Origin of the sequence: Psychrobacter urativorans, assembly GCF_904846675.1 — a bacterium.
Taxonomy (GTDB): domain Bacteria; phylum Pseudomonadota; class Gammaproteobacteria; order Pseudomonadales; family Moraxellaceae; genus Psychrobacter; species Psychrobacter urativorans_B.
In genome coordinates this window covers 19,737-43,758 of the sequence record NZ_CAJHBT010000012.1, presented here as the reverse complement: position 1 = coordinate 43,758, position 24,022 = coordinate 19,737, and the positions used below count along the sequence as shown (strand labels likewise).

Sequence of the window (24,022 nt, the reverse complement as noted above, 5' to 3'; positions counted from 1 at the left end):
TTGCTCACAACACCTCAAACCCAAAACTACCCAACGCCTCTCTTAACATCGCAATATTATAAAAAGCATGCGCATTGACCGTATTTTGAAAAAAGATATAAAGGCAATCAAAGTACTGACGCTGATTGGCAATCGCTTGTGCCCAACCCTGTATTTCAGCTTCGCTATAACGATAATCGTGACGGTCGCTGGCACTCATCGCATCCCACCAGTTTAGATTATTACCATGCATTCTTAGATAGCCGGTGCGCTGAGTAAATATCAGTCGTGATGGCGGTAGACCGTTAACTTTGGGATAATCAACACTGCACCAAATGAGACCTTGTTCACCAAAACTATCGACGACTTGTGGGGTATGCCAGCTGGCATGACGGAATTCAACAGCTAATGGATAGTCTTTAAACCAGCTGACTAGATTGGCTAGATACAGCCTATTATCTCGGGTACGGTCAAAGCCATGCGGGAACTGTAATAACAGGGGTGCTAGACAGTTCGCTTCTATTAATGGCGTTAGGGCAGTAAGAAAAGACAGTGCGTGTTCCGCACTACCTTTGCGGGCATGAGTGAAGTCTTGATGGAGCTTGACGGCGAATTGTAATTCACTTTTGGCCTGAACATAAGCTTTGTCGACCATACCGGCAAAGGCCTTTTGACCAATGGGGGCATAAAAAGTGCTATTAATTTCCACCGCGCCGTATCGCTTGGCATATTCACGTAAGAAGTCAGTTTTCTTAGTACCGGTTGGATAAAGCGTGCCTAATAAATCGGTATCGCTATAGCCACCTGTTCCTAGATAAATACGTTGGGTATTGGTGTCAGTCATTGCCGCCCTCTGAATTAAAGTCCTTTTTCATCCATTTTTTTTCTAAACATATATTTCTATGGACTCATTTTATGCGTGCCCATTTTTTACGGGGCTACTTTTTACGAGACCAGAGCCGTTCGATAAGTTCAAGTAGGGCATAGCTTTCTGTACTGTCACCAAGCTCGCGTGTTATCGCTGCCCGTCCATCGGTAAATAACGACTGTGCATAATTTTTAGCAGCTTCTACACCCATCAATTTTACGTAGGTAGATTTATCGAGCTTCTCATCGCTACCGGCAGGTTTGCCTAAAGCGTCAGTACTCGCAGTGACATCTAAAATATCATCTTGAACTTGAAAGGCGAGGCCAATATGCTGCGCACAGTCTTGTAATGCTATCCGCTGTAGGGCAGTTGCTTGCGCACAGATCCCACCCATTAATACCGCTGCTTCAATCAAGGCACCGGTTTTATCACGGTGAATGGCTTCTAAAGCAGTTTGCGAGACCGCAGCGCTGGCTTCAGCGTTCAAATCAAGCATTTGACCAGATACCATGCGCCGCGCTCGTGGCGCAAATATGGCTAATAGTTGGCTGGCTACCTGCGAATCAAAAGGCGCGAAGGTTGGAATCTCTGCGGTTAGCACTTCAAAAGCGAGTGTCTGCAATACATCACCTGCCAGCAATGCCGTCGCTTCATCGAAGACAATATGACAAGTGGGTTGACCACGGCGTAGCGCATCGTCATCCATACAGGGCAAATCATCATGCACTAATGAATAAGTGTGCAGCAGCTCCACGGCCAATGCCGCACGCCGACACATATCGTAGCGTACATCAGCGTCTAAAAAATCATTTAGATTCTCTATTGCGCTCGTACCATCAATAGCCTTTGTATTAGAAAATTGATTGCTAGTTGACCTATTGGCCATTTGCTTATTACTAGCGCTGATACTAACAAAGGCGCTGGCGAGCAGTAGGGGACGAACCAGTTTACCGTTGCCGGTCATCACATAGCGGCAAGCATCGTTGAGTGGACTTGGCAAATCAGCATAAGCAAAAAGCGCGTCGATATCTTGTGCTAATTGCGCCCGTAATGCATGGTGAAAAGGTTCAAAAGTGGTAAAAGGAACAAAGCGCGGTGCAGTAGAGATAGTCATAACCCAACCAGTTATCAGGTGAATAATAAAAATAGGGTTAGTGTAGCATGATAGGGGCTGAGGCTTGTATTAGGCCTTTAAGTAGGACTTATTTTTTACTGTTTTCTACATTTGTTTTTATAATAAGTGTTCTATAAGTTTTGGTTACGTATCGATGATTTAACTTGGCGTCTGAATGTGCTTTGATGAAGTGGCAGTTTGATATTAATAATATCGTTAACATCAACGAATATAATTACTCGGTATACGCTCATAATGCACAAAGGTAGTGAGGTAAATGCCTGCGATTGATTTAATAGTGACTTGTGAGTATGGTTTTAGCTTGTGACAGTTGGGGGCATAATCCCCTACACTGATTGACGTCAAAAACGGTCTAATGGCGTCAATGCTTAGTATTTACAAGGCTAAAGACAGTCTTTAGCCCGCTGCAAAGGTAGTGTTTCGCCATTATTACAAAATATGAGATATGAAAGATTAGACTTAAATTTAAGCAAGTATAAAACTGTCAGTATAACAACGAAGCGCCATGTCAATGAGCGCTAGATAATAAAGACATTAGGCTGCACAATTTAACAGGCTATTTATTTTAATTCTAAAACGTAGCTTTTATAATTTAAAATTTAACACATAGTAAGGAGTTCCAAATGGTATACCAAGGAAATCGCATTACGGTAAGCATGCTAGAGGATGGCATCGCCAATATGCAGTACAACGCCGAAAATGAGAGCGTTAACAAATTCGATGCTGAGACCAATAAACAATTTGGTGAAGCAGTCACAGCATTAGAGGAAGCCAGTGATGTCAAAGGTTTGATTGTCACCTCAGCCAAAGGCGTGTTTATTGCTGGCGCTGATATTACTGAATTTGTGGCCTCATTTAAACAATCAGAAGAAGATATCAAAGACTGGGTTATTAGTATTAATAACGACTTTAACCGCTTTGAGGATTTGCCTTTCCCTAAAGTTGCGGCGATTAATGGTGCAGCACTGGGCGGTGGTTGTGAGATGACCCTGGTTTGCGAATATCGGGTCATGAGCGAAAAAGCAATTATCGGCTTGCCAGAAACTCAACTGGGCATTTTCCCAGGCTTTGGTGGTACGGTTCGTAGTACGCGTATTATCGGTATTGATAACGCGCTTGAGCTTATCGCTACTGGCAAACCAAAAAAAGCACTCGATGCCTTAAAATTAGGCTTAGTTGATGCGACCGTTCCTGCTGATGATTTGCAAGATGCTGCGATTGATTTGGTGAAGAAGTGCATTTCAGGTGAGCTTAATTGGCAAGCACGCCGTGAAGAAAAACTTAATCCGGTTAAATTAAACCAGCTTGAGCAAACGATGGCCTTTAGTAGTGCTAAAGCCATGATTTTTGCCAAGGCCAATCCTAAGCAATATCCTGCACCAGCACTTGCTATTGCAGCGATTGAAAAACACGTTAATTTACCCCGTGATAAAGCGCTTGAAGTGGAAGCAGCGGGTTTTGCTAAAGCGGCTAAAACCCCACAAGCTGAAAGTTTGGTTGGTCTATTCTTAAATGACCAATTGGTTAAGAAATTAGCCAAACAACACAGCAAGCAAGCACATGAAATTACCGAGGCGGCTGTACTAGGCGCTGGTATCATGGGCGGCGGTATCGCTTATCAGGCAGCCAGCAAAGGCTTGCCAATTATCATGAAAGATATCAAGTCTGAACAGTTAGATTTGGGCATGGGTGAGGCCAGCAAGTTATTAGGTAAAATGGTCGACCGTGGCAAAATGACGGCTACCAAAATGGGTGAAACCTTAAGCCGTATCCGTCCAACCTTAAACTATGGCGACTTTGGCGAAACTGATATCGTTATCGAAGCCGTGGTTGAGAATCCAAACGTTAAGCGTGCGGTACTCAAAGAAGTGGAAGGCTTGGTCAAAGACAACTGTATCTTAGCTTCAAACACCTCAACCATCTCGATTACTTATTTAGCGGAAGCGCTTGCCCGTCCAGAAAACTTTGTTGGTATGCATTTCTTTAACCCAGTACACCGTATGCCATTGGTTGAAGTTATTCGCGGTGAAAAGTCCTCTGAAGAAGCCATCGCTACCACCGTTGCGCTAGCCTCTAAAATGGGCAAAGTGCCTGTCGTAGTTAATGATTGCCCAGGCTTCCTTGTGAACCGTGTTCTATTCCCATACTTTGGCGCTTTTGACTTGTTGCTTAAGCAAGGTGCGGATTTCGTCCATGTCGATAAAGTCATGGAAAAATTCGGCTGGCCTATGGGTCCAGCTTATCTAATCGACGTGGTTGGTCTAGATACGGGTGTACACGGCGCAGAAGTGATGGCAGAAGGCTATCCCGACCGCATGAAGCCTGATTATAAAGGCGCGATTGAACATCTTTATAATAATGAGCGTCTAGGTCAGAAAAACGGTATTGGTTTCTATAAGTATGAGCTGGACAAACGCGGCAAGCCGAAGAAAGTGGCTGACGATGCGACCTATGAGTTGCTAAAAGACACCACTGATAGCAATACTCAAGAGTTTGATGACCAAGCGATCATCGACCGTATGATGCTGGCTTTCTGTAATGAGACCGTACGTTGCTTAGAAGATAATATCGTTGACACTCCAGCAGAAGCTGACATGGCAATGATTATGGGCGTTGGTTTCCCACCATTCCGTGGTGGACCCTGCCGTTATATCGACCAAATGGGTTTAGATAACTACTTGGCGCTGTGCGAAAAATATGCCGACCTTGGCAAAGCTTATGCCGCCCCGCAAAAAATTCGCGATATGGCTGCTGCTGGCGAGACCTTTTACGCGACTACGTAATAATCAGTCACTACTAGGATGAAGTTCAGTACGCATGCTCGGTAACGATTACTAATAATTTATTATGAATTATGAGCTATCAATACAATATTACGAGCAAGCTGTACTGACACTGATAATAAAAATTGAAAGGAAGATAATATGACAATTTTAAGTCCAAAAGATGTGGTCATCGTCGATGGCGTTCGCTCAGCAATGGGAAAATCTAAGAACGGTATGTTCCGCCATGTGCGCGCTGACAGCTTATCTGCTGAATTGGTTCGCGCTTTAGTGGAACGTAACGATTTTGACCCGCGAGATGTTGAAGATATCATCTGGGGTTGTGTCAATCAGACGCTAGAACAAGGCTTAAACATCGGCCGTAACATTGGTCTATTGGCTGATATTCCAAAAACCGCTGGTGGCCAAACGGTTAACCGTCTGTGCGGCTCATCAATGCAGGCGCTGCATACGGCTGCTGCACAAATCATGACCAACCAAGGCGATACCTTTATCATTGGTGGTGTTGAACATATGGGTCACGTCGGTATGATGCATGGCGTTGACCTCAACCCTGAAGCTTCTAAACACTATGCCAAAGCCTCAAACATGATGGGCTTGACCGCTGAAATGTTGGGCCGGATGAATAATATCAGCCGCGAAGAACAAGACGCCTTTGGTCTTGAGTCGCATCGCCGCGCTTGGGAAGCAACCACTGAAGGTCGTTTTAAAAATGAAATCATCGGTATCGAAGGTCATGATGCTGCAGGTCGCTTGCAACTGTGTACCGTTGATGAGGTGATTCGTCCAGATGCAACGATGGAGCAAATGCAAAAGCTACGTCCAGCCTTTGACCCAGTAGGCGGCACCGTTACGGCAGCAACCTCATCAGCATTATCAGATGGTGCGTCAGCGATGTTAGTCATGAGCGCCCAAAAAGCCAAAGACTTGGGTCTGAAGCCGCGCGCTCGTATTCGCAGCATGGCGATTGCCGGTTGTGACGCAGCTATTATGGGTTATGGCCCTGTACCTGCCACGCAAAAAGCATTAAAACGTGCTGGCATGAGCCTTGATGATATGCAAACCATTGAGCTGAACGAAGCCTTTGCGGCACAAAGTTTATCGGTGCTGAAAGCCATGGACCTGACTGATAAGCAAGACATCATCAATATCAATGGCGGCGCGATTGCTCTAGGTCATCCACTGGGTTGTTCAGGTGCACGTATTACTGTGACTTTATTGAACGCTATGGAACAGATGGATACCGAAGTTGGTCTGGCTACGATGTGTATCGGACTTGGTCAAGGTATCGCTACTATTATTGAACGGGTTTAAGTCTTAACTCGCTAGATATTCAATAATTTAAAAATAGATTTATTTTTTTAATAAAACCCTAACTATTAATAAAGCCCCCAGTCATTATGACTGGGGGCTTCTGTATGTGCATATTGTTTATTAGGATTATCAAATAGGGTCGTCAAAAATCTTATAAGCTATTATTAAATAGCGATTATTAGAGCTTAATAGTCTGTATTAGGGCTGAATAGCTCTTATTAACGACTATCCTCATTGACGCCCTGAATAAAATATGACTAAATAAGGAAGAGTGTTATAACTATAAAACTAAACCCTCATTTAATATCCAATCAAACAATATATTAGTCTGCAGCGCTCTGTTGCAGGCGTACAAGGAGTGTACCATGGCTATTATGATTACCGATCGCACTTACCGTATTGCTCGAGAAAACACGCAAGCGATGGTCATTGACGTTCAAGAACGTCTGACTCCGCATATTAATGACCATGAAAACATCGTCAAAAAGATTGTTACTTTGGTTAAAGGTCTGCAAGCGCTCGATATTCCTATTATGCTTAATGAGCAATATAAAAAAGGTTTGGGTGAAACTTTACCTGAGATCCGTGAGCTATTAGAAGGCGATAATGCTAGAGGTTTTGAAAAAGTCACCTTTAGTGCTTGTGACAATGACGACTCATGGAATCACCTTGCTCAGCAAAATCGCAGTATTGTGTTGTTATTTGGCGTTGAAACTCATGTTTGTGTCCTACAAACGGCACTTGATCTATTGGATAATGGTATGCAACCGGTCATTATTGCTGATGCAGTAGGTTCGCGTTTTCCTTATGATAAAAAACTCGCGCTGCGCCGTATACGTAGAGCGGGCGGAGTCATTACTACTGTAGAGACTATCTTGTTTGAGCTGTGTCGTAGCAGTAAAGACCCCGCCTTTAAGACGATTAGTAACTTGATTAAGTAGCAACTACAGCGCTACGGTCAATAAACTATACCTTTGCCACGCCTAATAACTGTCCAAGCTGTACAGCAGTGTTAGGCGTCATACCATTTAACCAGTCTGCTTTTGCCGCTTTTGGTAATACCACAATCGCCGTTGAGCCTAAATAAAAACGTCCTAGCTCATCGCTTTGCGCAAATTTCATATCATGCTCAGCTTCTTGAATATCGTCTGTACGGATAATCTTACCCGTCGCTTGTGTTTCAATACCAGCGACAATCATCGCCCCAACCATGACGACTGCTGCCTTGCCGTATTCGGTATCGAACATGCATACTAAGCGCTCGTTGCGGGCAAATAAATCAGGCACATTAGCGGCAGTGCTATTATTCACTGAGAATAGAGTGCCGGGAACATAACGGGTCTTAGTCAAAGTACCAGCAAATGGCATATGGACACGGTGATAATTGCTTGGTGCTAGATAAACCGTGGCAAAGCTACCATCTGCAAAATAGTGACCATCTTCACTATCAGCGAGTAGCTGTCCGACGTCATAATGGCGACCTTTAGCTTGCAGTAACTTATTATCATGAAGCTGTCCAAGCTGCGAGATTATGCCATCGGCAGGGCTAACAATACCGTGCGAAGTTTTATCAATAGTACGTGCATCGTCTTTTAGCTCGCGGGTAAAAAAGTCATTAAAGCTCTCATAAGCATTAAAGCTCTGACGCTCATAGTCATCCAGTTCGACATTATAAGCTTTGGCAAAGCTGCGGATAAACGCGCGCTTAACTAAAGGATGGCGGCTAGCAGCTAAGCGTCCGGCTATTTTACTCAGTTGCTGTTGTGGCACAAACTGCTGGATGGTGGTAAATAAAGTCATAATAGGCTACCAAAATAAGAATTAAAATAAAAGAAACGCTAAAAAAATAATCAAGAAAAGTTAAAAATTATAATTAATGTTTATATTTTATCACGGTCAGCAGCTGTCGTATGACCATAATCTGTAAAGGAGACAATCAGTGAAAGCACTTATTCAGCGCGTAAGCCGTGCCAACGTCACGGTTAATGACAGTTGTGTTGGCAGTATCGAGCACGGTATATTGGCATATATTGGGCTGGGGCATGACGATAATATACAGAGTGCGCAGCGGCTTATAGATAAAATTCTCACTTATCGTATTTTTGAGAATACTAGTGATCCTACCAAGCTTGGGAAACTGGATCAAAACCTACAACAAGTCGGCGGCGGACTCTTATTGGTATCTCAATTTACCTTAATGGCAAATACCAATAACGGCCGTCGCCCTGATTTTGGCGCTGCGATGAAACCCGATGCCGCGCAAGCCTTGTTTGCTGAGCTGTTAGCTTACGCGCATACTCAGCATTCAGTGGTGGCGAGCGGACATTTTGGGGCTAATATGCAAGTTGAAAGTATCAATGATGGCCCACTAAACTTTTTATTGGAAGTTTAAGGTAGTAGAAGTTTAAGCGGGTTGAGAGTAGCTACTTAGACTTGGATAATAAAGGGTAAGGATTGACCGCGCTACCATTAATATAAATACCATAATGCACATGCGTCGGCGTGCCTTTGGCATTGCCGCTGTCGCCCACATAGCCAATAATATCACCGGCATCGACCCAATCGTTCGGGGTAATATCTGCGTAGTCTTCCAAATGGGCGTAATAGTGGCTCGCACCGCCAGGCCCTATGACCATCACCACGCGGCCACCCAGTCTATTATTGCCAACTTTACTTACTATTCCTTGGGTTGTGGCCGCAATAGGCGTGCCACGTGGCGCAAAAATATCAATGCCTTCATGTGACCGCCCTTCGCTGCGGGCGCCGGCCCAGGTATCGGTTAGATGTCGGTCTAGTAGCGGGCTTGGCAAGCTATTTTCTGTTGGCAATTCTTGTTGTAACAAGGTGAGCCGCTGCCATGTTGACGCCATGAAGGATTGTGATTGCTGGGTGATTTTCACTATAAGCAGTTGTATGGCAAATAAGAATAAAATTATGATGCCAGCTTTAGTAACTGTCTTTATAAATGTTGTTATCAGCACTATTAGCGTGCGTAAGTATTTATTAATATGCCTGCGATTCTGGTGCTTATTTAACGTTGGTGGCGGCATAGTAATGACCTTAGATGTTACCGTTTAGTGGCTACAACAGCGTAAAAAATGTAGTAATTGCGTGTTGTTAAATCGCTGTCGCCGCGAGATAGCGCGGCTTATGGTAAGATAAATGCTGGCAATAGAGCCTGATAGTGTTTACGTTTATTATGCGTAATTCATATATCGTTGACAACCCTCTCAGAGCTCTGGTAGACACGTATAACGTATATATATAAATCTGACTAAAAAAAGTAGTCGAATATTTATTCAAACCAGCAAACCGTTGAACATAATTTAAAAAAAGTACGCAAAAATAACGATTTAAGTAAAAATTAAGGACGCTATATGCAAATGAAAATTAACAATGAAAATTATGAAGTAATAACCAGCCAAGATATCACTAATATTGAAAAAGCGGTGGATAAGTCAACGCTAGCTATGCCATTAGTCGCCGTTTACTGTGGCTCGCGATTAGGCAATAGCGACATCTATGAGCAAGCCGCGCGTGACCTCGGTCAGGCATTAGCCAAAAATGGCTTGGGTTTGGTCTATGGCGGCGCTAGTATTGGTCTGATGGGCGCAGTAGCAGATAAAGTTATTAAAGGCGGTGCACAGGCGGTTGGGGTGATTCCTACCTTTATGCTCAAACATGAAATTGCCCATCAGCAGCTAACGCGGCTGCATCTGACTGATACCATGCACACCCGTAAAACAGTCATGGCAGAGTATGCTGATGCCTTTATCACCTTACCCGGTGGCCTTGGTACATTAGAGGAAATTATGGAAATTGCCACATGGCGACAGCTGTATCAGCATGAAAAGCCGATGATTATTCTAAATATCAATGGTTTCTATGACCGTCTGATTGACCATTTGAAATATACAGCTGACCAAGGTTTTATGAAGCAAGAAGATCTTGAGCGGTTGGTGGTTTGTAATACGATTGCCGAGGCCATTGACTTATTACACGTCGTAGTCAAAATTGATGATGACGTAGATACCGAAACCATGGCAGGTAATTAATATTAATTGGTTTAATAATAGTACGTACAACATTAACCCCTTTGAATAAAATAAAAAACCGGAACAGACGGCTAATGAGTGGTCTTGGATTCCGGTTTTTATACCTAATTTTTAGCTTTTGTAGCTAAATATAAATGCTTATATTTCAGCTGATGTCAAATTACTTAATGCCTCTTCACGAATACTGTGATTGACACCGGCCATTGCCAACGGGAACCCACGCTCATCGGCCAATTCACGTGCCACTTCATCAATAGTAATGCTGTCATTACGGGCTAAATAGGCCCATTCATGAGCATAGCGATCACGATCGGCAGGCAGGTCATTCTCTAGTAAACCAAGCTCGATGAGCTGATTAACAATCTCGTCGGCGGCAAGTAAGGTTGAAGAGGCCTTAACGTTTTCAGCGCGAGCATAGTGCAAATTAGGATATAAGCTCACATCCGCTACTCGCAGCGTATCATCGATACCGGGGATTTGCTGACCACCATATAAGGCATTGCCGACAGTGCGGGCACTATTAAAAGTCGGTACAAATTCTGCCATATATTCAATCGCTTGCTGACTACGGGCTTGTAGTGGTGCTTTATCCCAGCCATCTTCTATGTAATGGACATATTGTGCAGGGAGCTTAGGTTGGGCGCTGTCTTCGTTAGAGGCCACCAGTCCATCATCAAATAAGGTAATGAATTTGCTCATGCCATGAATCTGAAAATAGCCGCTTGGATAAGGAGTCAGCTGCGCCATGCCTTCAGGAGTACCCCGCTCGCCGTAAATAATAATCTCTGGAATTTGTCCGCCAGTATTGTCCCAATGGGTAATATAGGAGGATTTGAATTCCACCATGCGCTTGACTTCGACCCCAACCATATCGTCAATAATGCCGGTACGGAAGCCGCAAGCATTGACTAAATAATCGACTTCGATAGAGTCAGCTTTAGCTTCATTATCTTTAGCTTCATTATCTTGAGTCTCGCTGTGCTGCTCATAATCAATACGCCATTTACTGACATGGTGGTCGGCGTTCGCACAGTTATCACAATCGACCGCAACGACTTTTTTAACTTTAGTATTGGTAAAAACGTGGGCATGGTCGTATTCATCTAATGCCAACTGCGCAGAAGCCGCCAAGCGAAAAATATTCCAACCGTATTCTTGAACCACAATTAATGGGAATTTAACCTTGTTTAAGTCTAGGTATTTGGCAACTGGAATCAGCCATTCGTCTACGCTGCTAGGCACAGGAACTTGCTCGCGCTCAGACAGCTCAATCAGCTGCTCATGGCCATATAACTGATAATAATTTTCCGGCTCGCCTAAAACTTTATTATTAATATCTTGCTCGATAAGATCACGATAAGCCTGGGTTAAAATATCGAGACGCGGTAATAAATCTTCTGGCAAGCCCTCATCGCGAGTCGGCACGGCAAATACCGTTGGGCGTACATCGATGGTATAAGGATATAGGCGCAGGATATCGATACATTGCTTCAGTAACGCCACACAATCCTCATCAGGGATTTCGCGATATAGATTGCCACCGGCATGCAAATGACACATTGGCGGGCCATCGATTAGCGATTTTTGTTTTTCAAAAACATAGGTTTCAAGACCTAAGGCGGCAAGGCGAATAGCAATGGTTGCCCCCGCTGTACCGCCACCAAGAATGCCAACGCGTTTTACTTGTTCGTCATGGGCCTGGTAAAGAGTCGCCGCATCATGCTTAACGGCTTGAGGTTTGATATTCGTAGAAGATTGAGTCATTGTTGTGGTCATATCCTTGATGTCGTAAGCGTCAGATGGGTAGTGAGCATCGGTACGGGCTGACAACTTGTCTTTATCGCTTTATGTGCTTAATGATTTTTAATCATAGTGTCACGCGGCTAGGGTCGGCGCGCTTTTTAGTACTGATATTTTTGATGTTAGTGATTATATGCGTGCGGTAACGGTTGAGTTCAATGGAGAAGATAAACCGCTTGCGTCACTTTCAATAGTAAGTAATTATGTAGTTTTACTTATCGTTATAGAAGCCTATTGAAGTTAGTATGAAAAATCATAAAGCATATTTTACAAAAAATTGTAGTAAATATCCCGGTAAATACGTAAGAGGATGCATTAGTTTTGTCAACAGACTGCTATGAAGTTGCAGCATCGACCGTAGCTCAGGGATTAAAATGATGGTTTATCCGACTCAATTTGTAATTTTCACACGGTTTTGTAAGTTTATATACCGGTAGAATTGACCTACTTAAAGCATGTGCTATATTAAAACTGTCTGAATGTAGATTTAAAAGCGGCTAGGTTAAAAAATGGAAAGAGCAGCAACCAATTTATGATAAATAAATCCAAAAATTTTAATTGATTACTGACATGCTTATGTAAGTATTACTATATAAGTTCAGTATTTAAGTAATGAGTGCAAATAAAAAATGCCACTATGAAATACTATTAAGAATGGATCAAAATAATTGGAGTGTGGCATCCATTATTAGGATAGATAGCCGCTATCTTTATTTCAGGCGTTAGGGTTTTAGTCATTTGAACGCAGTATTTGACTATCGTTTAGATGAGCACAAGTTCAAACAAGCAAACCCGGACGAGACTTTAAACCAACCGAATTACATTTTTAATTATAAGGAAATTATTATGAAACGTATTATCATGTTATCTGCACTAACAGGCGTTTTAGCTGTCACAGGGTGTTCGACGTTAAAGAATGTGGTCGGTAACGACGAATCAGGTATGCACGATGTTCATAGTACCCCTAGCAGTAATACGGCACCAGTAGCCAGCAATAATGGTATGTTGGTCGATGCTGCCAACCATATGACTTTATATACTTTTGATAAAGACTCAATGAACAAATCAGAATGTGGCTCAGCCTGTCTGGTGGCGTGGCCTGCATTCATGGCTCCTAACAATGCCAAAGCTGTTGGTCAATTCGCGACGTTCCAACGTGAAGATGGCAAATATCAGTGGGCAGTGAGTGGTAAGCCTTTATATTTCTATGCTAATGATAAAAAAGGTGATAAAAAAGGCGATAAAAAAGGCGATGTTTGGCATGTAGTTCCAACCAAATAAAGCGCCTTTATTCATGATGCCGTAAGTCAAAGCTGTATTCAGTACTAGATACATAGTAGTATTGAATATACGCTAGCACTGACTGTACACTAGTAAGTATAAAAATAATTCGGCTTGTATCCTTTATTTAATATCTTTCGCTTATCATCGGGGAGACGTTAAATAAAGGACATGGGTCGAATTTTTTTGTATTAATTATTTTACTTTTCTTTCTATCAGTTCACCATCGATTTGGATAGGAACATTGGTGGTAATACCTTGAGAAAAGGTGGTCATGCCGTAAGCGACACGGTCGATATTCCCAGTTGCACGAAAGCCAATAACAGGCTCTTTAGTCATCGGGCTATTGGCAATTTTCTTTAACGTCACATCTAAAGTGAGTGGCATAGTTTTGCCTAGTAATGTGAAATCACCGGTTACTTTGGCTTGCTGTGGATTATAAAAGTTTACGTTAGTAGAGTCGAAAGTCATAGTCGGATATTTGGCAACATTAAAAAAGTCGTCTTTCTTTAGATGCTCATCACGTGCTGCCCAAGCGGTGTTGATGCTATCAGTATCAATAACGAAGTTCATTTGAGTTTTATTGGGTGTTTTCATATTGTAGCTAAGCGTGCCATCAACCTTATCAAAATGACCCATGGTGGTCGAAAACCCTAAATGCTCAACTTCAAAGCCCACTCGGGTATGAGCATTATCGAGTTGCCATTGAGTAGGCAGGGCCGCACTGGCAACGGTGGTTAGCGCCAGTGCTGAAGTAACAAAAAGCGCCTTAGTGACACGAGTGGATAAAGAGGTTGTTTTCATGTGGGTCATGTGCATTATAATTTATCCTTGTTGATGATTGATTGTTATTTCGGTATTATAAATGTACCTTATAAATGACGGTAATCATTTATAAGGTACATTTATAACGTATTAGTTACCAAAAGTCAGTAATGTTATTAAAGTAGTCTTCACGACGTTAATAATGATTATCCATACTTGCCTATTCAGCCTAGTATGGCTATTTTATATCGGTTTAATATGAGGCGTTTATATTAAAATTTTATCTGTGTTCGGCGCGTACAGCACCTTGCATCAAATACCAAAAACCGTTAAAATCGTCGTTTGATTTTCCCGCTGGGGAAAGGCTAAGTGAGCGAAGATGTGGTGTTGGGTACTGGAATAAGCCAGTGACGCAGTTGCCATACGGATAGATGCCCTTAGTGCCTCAGTTACGTGTGCCTGTCTTCTAGATAAACAATCGACCAGACTGACCACACATCGGACATAGAGAGTTTATTATGCGTAAAGATATCCATCCTGATTACCATGACGTTTTATTCCACGACACTAACGCTGATGTGTATTTCTTGACCCGTTCAACCGTAAAAACCAAAACCACTCGTGAATACGAAGGGTCAGAATATCCATACTACCCACTTGATATTTCAAGTGCGTCGCATCCATTCTATACCGGCGAGCAGCGTAAAAGCTCTACCGAAGGCCGTGTTGCTAGCTTTAACAAACGCTTTGGTGGATTCGGTGGCCGTAACAAGAAAGCCGCTGCTGATACTGATTCTGCTGAATAAGTTTTACGTCTTACGTAAGCTTCTTTGGTTGATACCAAGCATTTGGCTGAGACTAAACTTAGTAACTTATTAGTATTATTTAATTAAAGTTATCTAAGCTGCACTATAAAAAAACCGCTGAATGTTCAGCGGTTTTTTTGTTTAAGATTTACGGGCTAATTTAACTTTTTAAACATTGTACTGACTTTTCCGGTGTTTGATGTAATAACGGCACAATTAATTCTGCCAATTGCTGTGCCCAATAGCTATAAGTAATGCTGCTAGGATGAAAGCCATCGCTAGCAAACATGGTGGCGGCATCAATAGGGTCGCCGTTACCATGTTTCTTATTATGTTCCTGTGCCATGCGCTCAAAATCAGTTGCCATATAATGTACGGTGTCATGCTGAGCACAAACGTGCTGCAATACCTGATCAAGACTAGTAGCTTTGGCACCAATAAAGTTATTAAGCGGTGCGGGTAGTGCGGGCATTTTCGCCATCGGTGGTAGGCTTACAAAAATCAATATCCGTACGCCAAATTTGCGCTGAGCAATAGCAATAATATCTTCTAACTGCTGCTGCCATTTCACAGTTGAGACATTAGTGGTGGTGTCATTAACACCGACACTAAGCACCATCACATCGACTGGCTGGCTAGGCGTTGTCAGCACATACAACCGTCGCAGAATATCAAAACTGGTATAACCAGTAGTCGCTTGTAATGACCAGCTAATCTCATTAAACTGCGAATGAATAGCTGGTTGCTGCTGTAAGGCTGGAATAAGATTGCCCGCTAAGGCCTGTTGTTGGGTCTCACTACCAACACCTGCCGCTGCAGAATCGCCAACAACCATCAGACTTAGCGTTTGCAAATTGGCAGCTGTAACGCCGTCACTGTTTTCAGAGTGTAGCTTAAGAAGACCGTGCCTGTCGCCATCCGGCTCTGGCAAGCGAACCGTATCGCGTTTAACTTTGCGGCCTTGATAGAGGTAAACAGGGGCGAGTAGGAGATTTTTGGCTGTCATTACCATCCAGTGCGCTCCCGAATAGTCGTGAGACTGTCTTCAACTAATAACTTACCATCGATATAAACGTCGCGCAGTAGACTATCGGTGCCAGCATCTAAATCATCGACTTTGACAGTTTGCATCTGTCCGCTGCTGTCTTTGATAAGTGCTAAGCGGCCTTTTTTAGAGCGTTTAGAATGGCTGGTAACGGGGTCTTTATAGATGTCTTTCCAAGTGCCATTGATTGAGATAGCACTGGCTTTCATCGCCCAGCTCATGGTATCGCGATTGACTTGTTGTAACAGGCCGCCGCCCATTCCAAAAGTAATATTGTCAGTGCTAAAGCCGGCTGCCATCACTGCATTAATAATTTTGCTCAAGCTTTGGGCATTGATACCGTCACCCTGAATAATACGCACATAGTCAGGCAGAACTTTATAACCTTTACTATTAAGAGTAGTACCAAACTTCACGGCCAAGCGCTCTAATGCTTCGCGTATAACTTTGATTGGCTCACCACTATCGGGCCGGATAACCAAAGTCCCACCCATATTTTTGACATCATCTTTTAGGGTATCGCCCCAAATATTATCAATGGTATTCCATAAGTCATAACTGTCTGAAACCACCGAGAAGGATTTACCTTCGCCGCCGAACTGCTCAATCATATTGGCAAAGGCTGCGGTTTCACCCTCGCGTCCCCATGCGGTCATGGTGCTGTGTTCAGCCGCAGGAATCGAAAATGCTGGCATGTCATCAGTCATCTGATACCAACGACTGGCCGCAACCAAAGCAGTCATGGAGTCTGTACCGGCAAAGTTGACCAAATGCGCTAAACTACCAATTGCCACCGACTCATGACTTGAGGCACCGCGCGAACCAAAATCATGCAGACGAAATGGCAGCGAATCAGTATTGTCCGCAGACTTCTCTAACGCTTGGCGAATGATGCCTTTGCAATAGCGTGACACACTAGCCACGGTGGATGGATACCAAATCGCCCGTAGTAGGGCGGTTTCAATATAACTTGGTAGCCAATAAAACTCGGGGTCGGTATTGACGATTTGGCAGACCACATTAGAGACGGGAACGATGCTGCCTTCGGGAACGGCTTCAATACGTAGCGGCAAATAACCGCCATGCTTATCGACCAAGCGCTCCCAACCAGCACGGTTAAAGGTCAGACCATGTGCTTGAATAATGGTCTCGGCTTCATTAATATCGCTATGGGTAATGGGCGTGCTTAGGTATTCTTTAATAAAGGCTTGCAGCCCAAAGAACACCACATCATAGTCGGCATGCCTGGCTTCGATATAGCTTGACATATACTCACTACCGGGTGGATATTGCACCCAATGTGATGTTTTATAGCTGTCACTATTGAGAATTAGGTTATTTAGATTGTTGGTGTACATCACAGAACTCCTCTGCTTTGAGGTGCTACGAAAATTGCGGCGATTAACCCTTGCCGTCCATCGGTTTGGGCAGTGAAATAAGTAGACTACTTAATCATGACACCTATCCAGTCACGGAAAAGTAAAAGCCCATTTTTATCATAAACTTCACATTTCATGGTATGAAGTCCAGGATAAAGGGTAGCTTCTTCAAAATCTATTTTCGATAATGGAGCAATTGCACTACTATGTTTATTAAGTCGTTTCTTTTGTAAGTACCTGAGAGGTTTTTTTGCTCAATATCTCTTTCTTCAATTGGTGTTGCTACTCCATGATTCGTCTTAGTAAAACACACCTTCAAAGGGAAAAGTAACCTGTTTGCTGTCTGAGCTTGAACTTCGAAAACTAATGAAATATCTGGATCTAAAAACCTTGATGATGAAATATATTCTTTTTTCTCTTCGTCTACTATAGAAAAACACTTATATTCAATGTGTGAGTTTGCTTTTATCTGGCTACCACTAATCCTCTCTCGAAAGTCTCTAGGTAAGGCACTGAACTCTAGGCAATTTAGGTATGAAAGTTGGCGCATCTTATAGTTTAAAGAAGAATTATCCTTGTAGGTAAGATTTGGAGTTACTATAGGGAGATTTTCAACTGAATTGTTTTTAACTCGAGTTTTAATATTTGAATATTTTTCTGGCCAATTGACGTAGTCTAATAATCCTTGTCCAAGCATTGTCTCATTTTTTCTTGCTAGACCTTGAAGTTTAGAGGCCATATCTACTGGAAGACCAGCTGCTGAAACTTCTCCTACATTCTGGTAGCCGAAGCTTCCCCAAATTACTTCATGATTGTCTCCAAAATCACAGCCTACCCTAAAGCCAAAATCTTTTGCTTCAAGACCTTGTTTTTCCATCCAAGGTTTAATACTTTCTTCTAGAATTGCTCTAAGAGTAATGGAACAATTGATTGCATCTGCAATAGCATCTTCTTTTTCAGTAGAACTGCCTCCGAAAAAAGCCATTACAGCATCTCCCATTAACCTATGAACATGACCATCAAATGATCTAATGATTTCTACACAAGCTTGAATAACGGTATTCTTAAATTTAAAAACAAAATCTAAATCATATAAAAGAGATAGTCTAGTTGATCCTTTAATGTCTACAAATAAGGTACATGCATAATGATTTTGCGTTGCTCTTGTACTTTCTAATGCAATGAAGTCAGGGTGCGTTCCAATTGGAGAGTTATTAACCCCTTTTTTACCAAAATGGGGTCTTATTTGAGCCTGTAATAAAAACTCTGCTTGTGGCCCTAGCGTTAGCGATTCTGTCAGTGAATCATAGGCTTCTAATGATTCATTTTTAGTCAATGATGAGTGTTTATTATTGATTTGTTCATAGTAATTTTGAAATAAGCTTTCCAAATTAGACATTATTATCTCATTCCTTCGATAATTATTAGAGTTATAGAGATGAAGAGTAAAGGGATTACAGCATAAATAATAATATTTACGGAAATTTTTAGTACTCTAAATTTCTCATTTACTACTTCTGCTACGAGGAAGGTTTGCTTTGATAAATCATTAAGTAAGTTTCCAGAGTCAGCTCTTTCAATATTACTTTTATAGCCGTCAGCTCCACTCTTGCTATTAGCAACGTCTCCAAAAAAAATTAGAGAGGTTCCATCGGTATGAGTTCCAGTATTTGGGAATACTACTCTTAATAAGTTCACAGCAGCAGCCAGAGAGAAGATTATTGTTAATAAAGAAAAAGTGACAGCGAAGGAGTAAACTAGACTACATCCAGCTTGAGTTGATTGAATGGAAATTACCCGTACAGTCAGTCCAAAAATAATAGCGCCAATAAAAGACATCATCAAACCAACTTTAAAGTTTGTTGTGGCAATATAATGATCATATCTTTTAAGAACTTCAAATAGAAACGATGTCTTATCTTCGATATTATTTTTATTTTCTTCGTTCAAAGCCATCTCATCCTTAGCTTATGTTGGTTCAATACTATTAAATCCTACAACCCGACCATTTTAGTAATGATGGCATAGTGGTCTTCGAACATCTTTTTGGCATCAAGCTCAGCCAGCGGTAACCAAAATGCTCCAGCGGCATCGTCGCCACCTTTTACTTTTGGTAGCCCTTTTGGGTCGTTTTTTAATTGGAAATAAAAGGCTTGGGTGATAGTTCGACCACGAGCAGAGCGGTATGGATCATCAAAGGTATGCTGACTGTGGCATGAGCCGCGCAGTACTGGCTCAGGAACTTCTAGGCGCGTCTCCTCACGTAATTCACGGATACAGGCACCAAATAAGCTTTCTTTTGGGTCAAGGAAACCGCCTGGTAGTGCCCACAATCCACGTCCTGGCATGCCGCGACGCTCTACTAAAAGAATATGCCCTGACTGTACCACCAGTGCATCAGCGGTCATAAAGGTTGGCGGATAAGGGGCCGCTTCCCACTGTTTTTTATATTTATAAATGAAGCCTGCTGCTTCATGCAAGCGCTGATAGTCAGAAGTTTTTTTGAATTTGTTTAACACGTTACGTGTCGATTCGGGAGTGCGCTCAGGCGTAGGCGCTGCGCCCATCAAATAACTGTCGCGAATGGGGGTGGCTGAGAGGTTATGATAATTGGGTACGGAGACGGCTGCCCAATTAGGAAATAAGGAGAGATAGTATGATGAGCTGTCTTTAGAGTGCCCAATCAGACCAATATCAGCGTCCAAATCACCGGTGATTGATTTGACGCCGGCTTGTACATATTTTAGCCAGCGCGTGTCATTATATAATGCATCATCAAGGCCTACGCAGTGAATACGCTTAGCCTCGTCTGCTGAGTATGCCTTTTTAATCATGTTAGAACGTTCAGCAACCGAAAACGGATTACGCAAACTACGCGGTAGATTGGCTGAGCCGATAAGCATAATCACGTCATCGGCCCGCTTTAGCGCCTCATCAATAACCGCTTTATGACCACGGTGGAACGGTTGAAAACGGCCGATAAATACCAGATAACGATAATGTTTAGCGTCATCGTGCATATTTAAACCAACTGGACTCTGTACTGGATTTGCCACTATATCTTGTTCAGGTAACACACTCATCAACGCCAACTCCTTGCGATATATCTATTAATTATTATCAATCATTTATTTATGATGGTTCAATGACGCTAATACTGACACAGCCCTTTACATACTGACAAGTGTAAAGGGGTATCACGATACATAATTGCTAATGATGGCTACTTATTATAGGACAATGAGGCAATACAAAAATGAAAGGAAAAGGTCGCAGACATTAGCGTTTAATACAGCAAGCTTGTCTACATTTGCGCCCGAACGGCGTCAACTGTGGCAGTATTTAACATGGCTCGTAGGTTGTACCACATTGGATGATAGCCAAAATCACCGGTCACCATTTCCAGCTTGGCTTGTTCAATCGGCCAGTCTTGTTCAATGATGCGGTACATGGCGACGATGATTCCAGTTCGATTGGCACCGTGGTAACAATGAACTAATACGCACTTATTCTGAGATTGTAAGGATTTTATCTGCGTCAGTGCCTCTGCTACTTCTTGCGGGGTGACATACCATGTTTTAAGCGGATAACCACACAAACTGATAGCGGTATCATCGATAAGATCCTTTAATAGCTTATGGTTCGATCTTTGACCAAAGATCCGTAGATTGAGAATAGCGTCAATGTTATTATTTTTTAGCAACGCGATATCCCCAGCACGTAGCTGCTCACTTCTAAATAATAAATCATCAACTTGGTACAGATTGGTAGTATCGTCAATTAAGACAGCGGGCTTAGGCAAGGGGGCCTCGTTTTTAGACAATGTAGGCTGAGACGCCGACGTCAAAGACGAAGCGGACTGCCGACCAGACATTAAGCCAGTTGCGCTAACCGAGTAAATAGCAGCAGCTGATTTGGAGTGTAACCTTTTAAGCCTAGTTGAAACTCTTGAGGCAAATGGTATGCCTGATAACCGATCCATAAGAGACCTTATTAAAGAAGAGACAGTGCTGCTTGATAATGGGGTTTAATATCTTGTTCCCCTCGTTTGTTCATATTACCACTGGTTTGGTGGTAGTCAATCTACTTTATATTCGTAAAGAGATGGCTGAAGCTTGTAGATAATAGTGGGCAGGGGTAATGTTTGTCTCTGTTTTTCTGAAAATTATAACGTAATGACTATATTTAGTCATTATTCCTCATACGGTGCTATGGTATTAATTTAAGGTTTTTTACGATAAGGTCTTGAGTGTTTTCACTAAACTCGTTAAACGCTGTAATGGGTTCTGCGCCATGTATTCTTCACGCTTGATAAACGACATTACTGCCTTAAGATAAAGCTTACCTCTTTAAATATAGTTAAGTTATTTCCTAATTATGCCTAAAGGTATGGTCATAAAAAAAACCAAATCTGTCTATGAGTAGAAGATAACTTTAAATCACAGTAGCGCAGTCGGAATTAAGCTCTGAGTACGGTATAATAGGTGTTATAACTTGATAGTTATCACGGACAGACCAATATAACGATAAGCCGTGACGATTAGCAATTCCCATATTTTCCCAAATTCACGACACAGCAGCTTTTGATAAATATAGCGTTTGTGTCATAACGCATAGGAATAATTATGAGTGAACACAACCCAACAGATACCGCTCCTGCGGACTATGAGTCGGCGTTAGATACTGAGCAGCTTGAAACCAAAAGCAATATTACTATCACTGAAGCAGCGCAAGGTTATTTGGCTGATTTGCTATCGAAGCAAGATACCGATGGTATCGGTGTGCGTATCTTCGTTGAGCATCCCGGTACGCCGCGTGCTGAATGCTGTATGGCCTATAACCAACCGGGTGAAGAAGACAGTGCTGATTTGCAGTTCAGCTATGATAATTTTTCTGCCTTTATTGATGCCGCATCCGTACCATATTTAGAAGATGCGGTAATTGACTATAATAAAGATCGCTTCGGTGGTCAGTTAACTTTCCGAGCTCCAAACTCTAAAGTACCAAAAGTTGGTGCAGATGCTAGCGTTGAAGAACGTATTAACTACGTATTGCAATCTGAGATTAACCCCGGTTTGGCCGCGCATGGCGGTATGGTTGATTTAATAGAACTTATTGAAGAAGAAGGTATTGGCCTTACCGCTGTGCTAAAATTTGGTGGTGGTTGCCAAGGGTGTTCTGCAGTCGATATGACTTTACGCCAAGGTGTGGAAGTGCAGCTCAAGCAGCAAATACCAGAACTCACCCAAGTGGTTGATGAGACTGATCACACCAGCACTGAAAATGCCTATTATAAATAAAGGTTTAGGTTAAACTAAAATAATTTATTATTCTTGCTGGTTATGAATTTTATTCATTAAGACATTAAAAATTTGCTATTCTTTCATAAAAAAGCTGGGTTACTATTAACTCAGCTTTTTTTGTAACTATGATTTTTGATAGATAGTTTTTTAATTTTGCCAAGGAGTATATGATGAGTGATGAACAATCCGTTAACTCAGCTAATTCAACAGCGCGCACGCCACATTTAGAGACCCTAGCTATTCATGCCGGTTATAGTGTTGAGCCAACGACCAAAGCGGTCGCTGTGCCCATTTATCACACCAGCTCGTATGCGTTTGATGATACGCAGCATGGTGCAGATTTATTTGATTTGAAAGTTCCAGGCAATATTTATACCCGTATTATGAATCCGACCAATGCGGTACTTGAGGAACGTGTGGCCGCGCTTGAGGGCGGCGTAGGCGGCTTGGCAGTGGCCTCAGGAATGGCGGCGATTACTTATACCGTGCAGACCATTTGTGAAATGGGTGACAATATCGTTGCCGTATCGACGTTATATGGCGGTACTTATAATTTATTTGCTCATACTTTGCCGCGCCAAGGTATCGAAGTACGCTTTTTTGACCATAAAAATCCTGAGTCTATTCGTGGTTTGATTGATGATAAAACTAAAATAATTTTTGCCGAGAGTATCGGTAATCCCCTCGGTAATATTGTCGATATTCAAGCGTTGAGCGATATCGCTCATGAATATGGTGTACCGGTAGTTATTGATAATACGGTTGCTACGCCAGCACTCTGCCGTCCGTTTGAGTTTGGTGCTGATATCGTGGTGCATTCATTAACCAAATATATGAGCGGCACGGGCACATCTATCGGTGGTGCGATTGTTGATAGCGGCACGTTCCCTTGGGGTGATTATCCTGAGCGTTTTCCACTACTTAATACCCCCGATGCCAGTTATCATGGGGTGAATTTTGTCAAAGATATCGGTGCTTCCGCCTTTATTGCCCGTGCTCGTGTTGCTCCGCTGCGTAATACCGGCGCGGCATTAAGTCCGTTAAATGCCTTTAGTATTATGCAAGGGATGGAAACGTTAAGCTTGCGAATGGAGCGTCATGTACAAAACGCGCAAGTCGTTGCTGAATACCTGCGTGACCATGATAAAGTCGCTTGGGTAAAATACGCCGGTTTGCCAGATCATCCTGACTACGAACTTGCAAAACGTTATATGAAAGGCACGCCATCAGCTATCTTGACCTTTGGCGTGAAGGGTGGCCGTGATGCAGGGGCACGCTTTATTGATGCCTTGCAGCTGATTACACGCTTAGTGAATATCGGTGATGCTAAATCACTAGCCTGCCATCCAGCAACGACTACCCATCGCCAGCTCAATGAAGAAGAATTGGCACAAGCGGGAGTTAGCGAAGATATGGTACGTTTGTCGATTGGTATTGAACATATTGACGATATTAAAGCAGATTTAGAACAAGCCTTAGTGTCTTCTTAAGGTAAAGACGTCGGTATAA

Annotated in this window: 22 protein-coding genes; 9 read left to right on the top strand and 13 right to left on the bottom strand. The window is 42.5% G+C overall.

Annotated features, from left to right (window positions below):
• Positions 1–4 precede the first annotated feature (4 nt).
• Complete coding sequence (locus JMY06_RS07195; protein ID WP_201617633.1) at positions 5–823, bottom strand: DUF72 domain-containing protein; 819 nt, start codon at positions 821–823, stop codon at positions 5–7.
• 94 nt (positions 824–917) lie between these two features.
• Complete coding sequence (locus JMY06_RS07190; protein WP_201617631.1) at positions 918–1,961, bottom strand: polyprenyl synthetase family protein; 1,044 nt, start codon at positions 1,959–1,961, stop codon at positions 918–920.
• 644 nt (positions 1,962–2,605) lie between these two features.
• Between JMY06_RS07190 and fadB the strand changes: the two genes are divergently transcribed.
• From fadB to JMY06_RS07175, 3 genes are all read left to right on the top strand, one after another.
• On the top strand, positions 2,606–4,765 hold the full coding sequence (gene fadB / locus JMY06_RS07185) for a fatty acid oxidation complex subunit alpha FadB (protein ID WP_201617629.1): 2,160 nt from the start codon (positions 2,606–2,608) through the stop codon (positions 4,763–4,765).
• Positions 4,766–4,906: 141 nt separating this feature from the next.
• Positions 4,907–6,079 (top strand): acetyl-CoA C-acyltransferase FadA, encoded by a 1,173-nt coding sequence (fadA, locus tag JMY06_RS07180; protein WP_201617620.1) that lies wholly within the window; start codon positions 4,907–4,909, stop codon positions 6,077–6,079.
• A gap of 365 nt (positions 6,080–6,444) precedes the next feature.
• Positions 6,445–7,020: a hydrolase gene (locus JMY06_RS07175; protein WP_201617612.1), complete on the top strand. Its 576-nt coding sequence runs from the start codon at positions 6,445–6,447 to the stop codon at positions 7,018–7,020.
• A gap of 25 nt (positions 7,021–7,045) precedes the next feature.
• On the opposite strand, the gene asd is transcribed toward JMY06_RS07175, so the two are convergent.
• On the bottom strand, positions 7,046–7,879 hold the full coding sequence (gene asd, locus JMY06_RS07170; RefSeq protein ID WP_201617610.1) for an archaetidylserine decarboxylase: 834 nt from the start codon (positions 7,877–7,879) through the stop codon (positions 7,046–7,048).
• A 139-nt stretch (positions 7,880–8,018) separates the two neighbouring features.
• Here asd and dtd point away from each other — a divergent pair, with 139 nt between their 5' ends.
• On the top strand, positions 8,019–8,471 hold the full coding sequence (gene dtd, locus JMY06_RS07165; protein ID WP_201617608.1) for a D-aminoacyl-tRNA deacylase: 453 nt from the start codon (positions 8,019–8,021) through the stop codon (positions 8,469–8,471).
• A 31-nt stretch (positions 8,472–8,502) separates the two neighbouring features.
• On the opposite strand, the gene JMY06_RS07160 is transcribed toward dtd, so the two are convergent.
• The gene (locus JMY06_RS07160) at positions 8,503–9,129 is read right to left on the bottom strand and encodes a M23 family metallopeptidase (protein WP_227672230.1); all 627 of its coding nucleotides are present in this window, start codon (positions 9,127–9,129) and stop codon (positions 8,503–8,505) included.
• Between the two features lie 327 nt (positions 9,130–9,456).
• On the opposite strand from JMY06_RS07160, the gene JMY06_RS07155 reads away from it, so the two are divergent.
• On the top strand, positions 9,457–10,134 hold the full coding sequence (locus JMY06_RS07155; protein ID WP_201617606.1) for a TIGR00730 family Rossman fold protein: 678 nt from the start codon (positions 9,457–9,459) through the stop codon (positions 10,132–10,134).
• Between the two features lie 138 nt (positions 10,135–10,272).
• Here the strand turns inward: JMY06_RS07155 and JMY06_RS07150 are convergent, their stop codons facing one another.
• Complete coding sequence (locus JMY06_RS07150; RefSeq protein ID WP_201617604.1) at positions 10,273–11,898, bottom strand: FAD-dependent oxidoreductase; 1,626 nt, start codon at positions 11,896–11,898, stop codon at positions 10,273–10,275.
• 882 nt (positions 11,899–12,780) lie between these two features.
• On the opposite strand from JMY06_RS07150, the gene JMY06_RS07145 reads away from it, so the two are divergent.
• Entirely contained in the window at positions 12,781–13,215 is a 435-nt protein-coding gene (locus JMY06_RS07145) for a hypothetical protein (protein WP_201617602.1), read from the top strand.
• 195 nt (positions 13,216–13,410) lie between these two features.
• Here JMY06_RS07145 and JMY06_RS07140 read toward each other — a convergent pair whose 3' ends face one another.
• A complete protein-coding gene (locus tag JMY06_RS07140) occupies positions 13,411–14,034 on the bottom strand; it encodes a YceI family protein (RefSeq protein ID WP_227672229.1) in 624 nt (207 codons plus the stop codon).
• A 464-nt stretch (positions 14,035–14,498) separates the two neighbouring features.
• Here JMY06_RS07140 and JMY06_RS07135 point away from each other — a divergent pair, with 464 nt between their 5' ends.
• A complete protein-coding gene (locus JMY06_RS07135) occupies positions 14,499–14,786 on the top strand; it encodes a type B 50S ribosomal protein L31 (protein WP_201617600.1) in 288 nt (95 codons plus the stop codon).
• 160 nt (positions 14,787–14,946) lie between these two features.
• Here the strand turns inward: JMY06_RS07135 and JMY06_RS07130 are convergent, their stop codons facing one another.
• From JMY06_RS07130 to JMY06_RS07100, 7 genes are all read right to left on the bottom strand, one after another.
• Positions 14,947–15,792, bottom strand: coding sequence for an SGNH/GDSL hydrolase family protein (locus JMY06_RS07130; protein ID WP_227672228.1), 846 nt, complete (start codon positions 15,790–15,792; stop codon positions 14,947–14,949).
• Positions 15,792–17,189 (bottom strand): nicotinate phosphoribosyltransferase, encoded by a 1,398-nt coding sequence (locus JMY06_RS07125; RefSeq protein ID WP_201617589.1) that lies wholly within the window; start codon positions 17,187–17,189, stop codon positions 15,792–15,794. Before JMY06_RS07125 ends, JMY06_RS07130 begins: the two co-directional genes overlap by 1 nt.
• 86 nt (positions 17,190–17,275) lie before the next feature.
• Positions 17,276–17,389: a nucleotide-binding domain-containing protein gene (locus JMY06_RS12010; RefSeq protein ID WP_227672233.1), complete on the bottom strand. Its 114-nt coding sequence runs from the start codon at positions 17,387–17,389 to the stop codon at positions 17,276–17,278.
• Positions 17,386–18,609 (bottom strand): adenylate/guanylate cyclase domain-containing protein, encoded by a 1,224-nt coding sequence (locus JMY06_RS07115; protein ID WP_201617587.1) that lies wholly within the window; start codon positions 18,607–18,609, stop codon positions 17,386–17,388. Before JMY06_RS07115 ends, JMY06_RS12010 begins: the two co-directional genes overlap by 4 nt.
• Before the next feature lie 2 nt (positions 18,610–18,611).
• Positions 18,612–19,166, bottom strand: a complete 555-nt coding sequence (locus tag JMY06_RS07110) for a Pycsar system effector family protein (protein ID WP_201617585.1) — start codon at positions 19,164–19,166, stop codon at positions 18,612–18,614.
• 38 nt (positions 19,167–19,204) lie between these two features.
• Complete coding sequence (locus JMY06_RS07105; RefSeq protein WP_201617701.1) at positions 19,205–20,230, bottom strand: bifunctional nicotinamide-nucleotide adenylyltransferase/Nudix hydroxylase; 1,026 nt, start codon at positions 20,228–20,230, stop codon at positions 19,205–19,207.
• Positions 20,231–20,514: 284 nt separating this feature from the next.
• On the bottom strand, positions 20,515–21,012 hold the full coding sequence (locus JMY06_RS07100) for a dual specificity protein phosphatase family protein (RefSeq protein ID WP_201528802.1): 498 nt from the start codon (positions 21,010–21,012) through the stop codon (positions 20,515–20,517).
• An 823-nt stretch (positions 21,013–21,835) separates the two neighbouring features.
• Here JMY06_RS07100 and nfuA point away from each other — a divergent pair.
• Positions 21,836–22,510: a Fe-S biogenesis protein NfuA gene (nfuA, locus tag JMY06_RS07095; RefSeq protein WP_201528804.1), complete on the top strand. Its 675-nt coding sequence runs from the start codon at positions 21,836–21,838 to the stop codon at positions 22,508–22,510.
• Positions 22,511–22,683: 173 nt separating this feature from the next.
• On the top strand, positions 22,684–24,003 hold the full coding sequence (locus JMY06_RS07090) for an O-acetylhomoserine aminocarboxypropyltransferase/cysteine synthase family protein (protein WP_201617578.1): 1,320 nt from the start codon (positions 22,684–22,686) through the stop codon (positions 24,001–24,003).
• The last annotated feature ends 19 nt before the right edge of the window (positions 24,004–24,022 follow it).

Coding starts and splice junctions, on each gene's coding strand:
- JMY06_RS07195 (WP_201617633.1), bottom strand. CDS start 823: ATGACTGACACCAATACCCAACGTATTTATCTAGGAACAGGTGGCTAT.
- JMY06_RS07190 (WP_201617631.1), bottom strand. CDS start 1,961: ATGACTATCTCTACTGCACCGCGCTTTGTTCCTTTTACCACTTTTGAA.
- fadB (WP_201617629.1), top strand. CDS start 2,606: ATGGTATACCAAGGAAATCGCATTACGGTAAGCATGCTAGAGGATGGC.
- fadA (WP_201617620.1), top strand. CDS start 4,907: ATGACAATTTTAAGTCCAAAAGATGTGGTCATCGTCGATGGCGTTCGC.
- JMY06_RS07175 (WP_201617612.1), top strand. CDS start 6,445: ATGGCTATTATGATTACCGATCGCACTTACCGTATTGCTCGAGAAAAC.
- asd (WP_201617610.1), bottom strand. CDS start 7,879: ATGACTTTATTTACCACCATCCAGCAGTTTGTGCCACAACAGCAACTG.
- JMY06_RS07160 (WP_227672230.1), bottom strand. CDS start 9,129: ATGCCGCCACCAACGTTAAATAAGCACCAGAATCGCAGGCATATTAAT.
- JMY06_RS07155 (WP_201617606.1), top strand. CDS start 9,457: ATGCAAATGAAAATTAACAATGAAAATTATGAAGTAATAACCAGCCAA.
- JMY06_RS07150 (WP_201617604.1), bottom strand. CDS start 11,898: ATGACTCAATCTTCTACGAATATCAAACCTCAAGCCGTTAAGCATGAT.
- JMY06_RS07145 (WP_201617602.1), top strand. CDS start 12,781: ATGAAACGTATTATCATGTTATCTGCACTAACAGGCGTTTTAGCTGTC.
- JMY06_RS07140 (WP_227672229.1), bottom strand. CDS start 14,034: ATGCACATGACCCACATGAAAACAACCTCTTTATCCACTCGTGTCACT.
- JMY06_RS07135 (WP_201617600.1), top strand. CDS start 14,499: ATGCGTAAAGATATCCATCCTGATTACCATGACGTTTTATTCCACGAC.
- JMY06_RS07130 (WP_227672228.1), bottom strand. CDS start 15,792: ATGACAGCCAAAAATCTCCTACTCGCCCCTGTTTACCTCTATCAAGGC.
- JMY06_RS07125 (WP_201617589.1), bottom strand. CDS start 17,189: ATGTACACCAACAATCTAAATAACCTAATTCTCAATAGTGACAGCTAT.
- JMY06_RS07115 (WP_201617587.1), bottom strand. CDS start 18,609: ATGTCTAATTTGGAAAGCTTATTTCAAAATTACTATGAACAAATCAAT.
- JMY06_RS07110 (WP_201617585.1), bottom strand. CDS start 19,166: ATGGCTTTGAACGAAGAAAATAAAAATAATATCGAAGATAAGACATCG.
- JMY06_RS07105 (WP_201617701.1), bottom strand. CDS start 20,230: ATGCACGATGACGCTAAACATTATCGTTATCTGGTATTTATCGGCCGT.
- nfuA (WP_201528804.1), top strand. CDS start 21,836: ATGAGTGAACACAACCCAACAGATACCGCTCCTGCGGACTATGAGTCG.
- JMY06_RS07090 (WP_201617578.1), top strand. CDS start 22,684: ATGAGTGATGAACAATCCGTTAACTCAGCTAATTCAACAGCGCGCACG.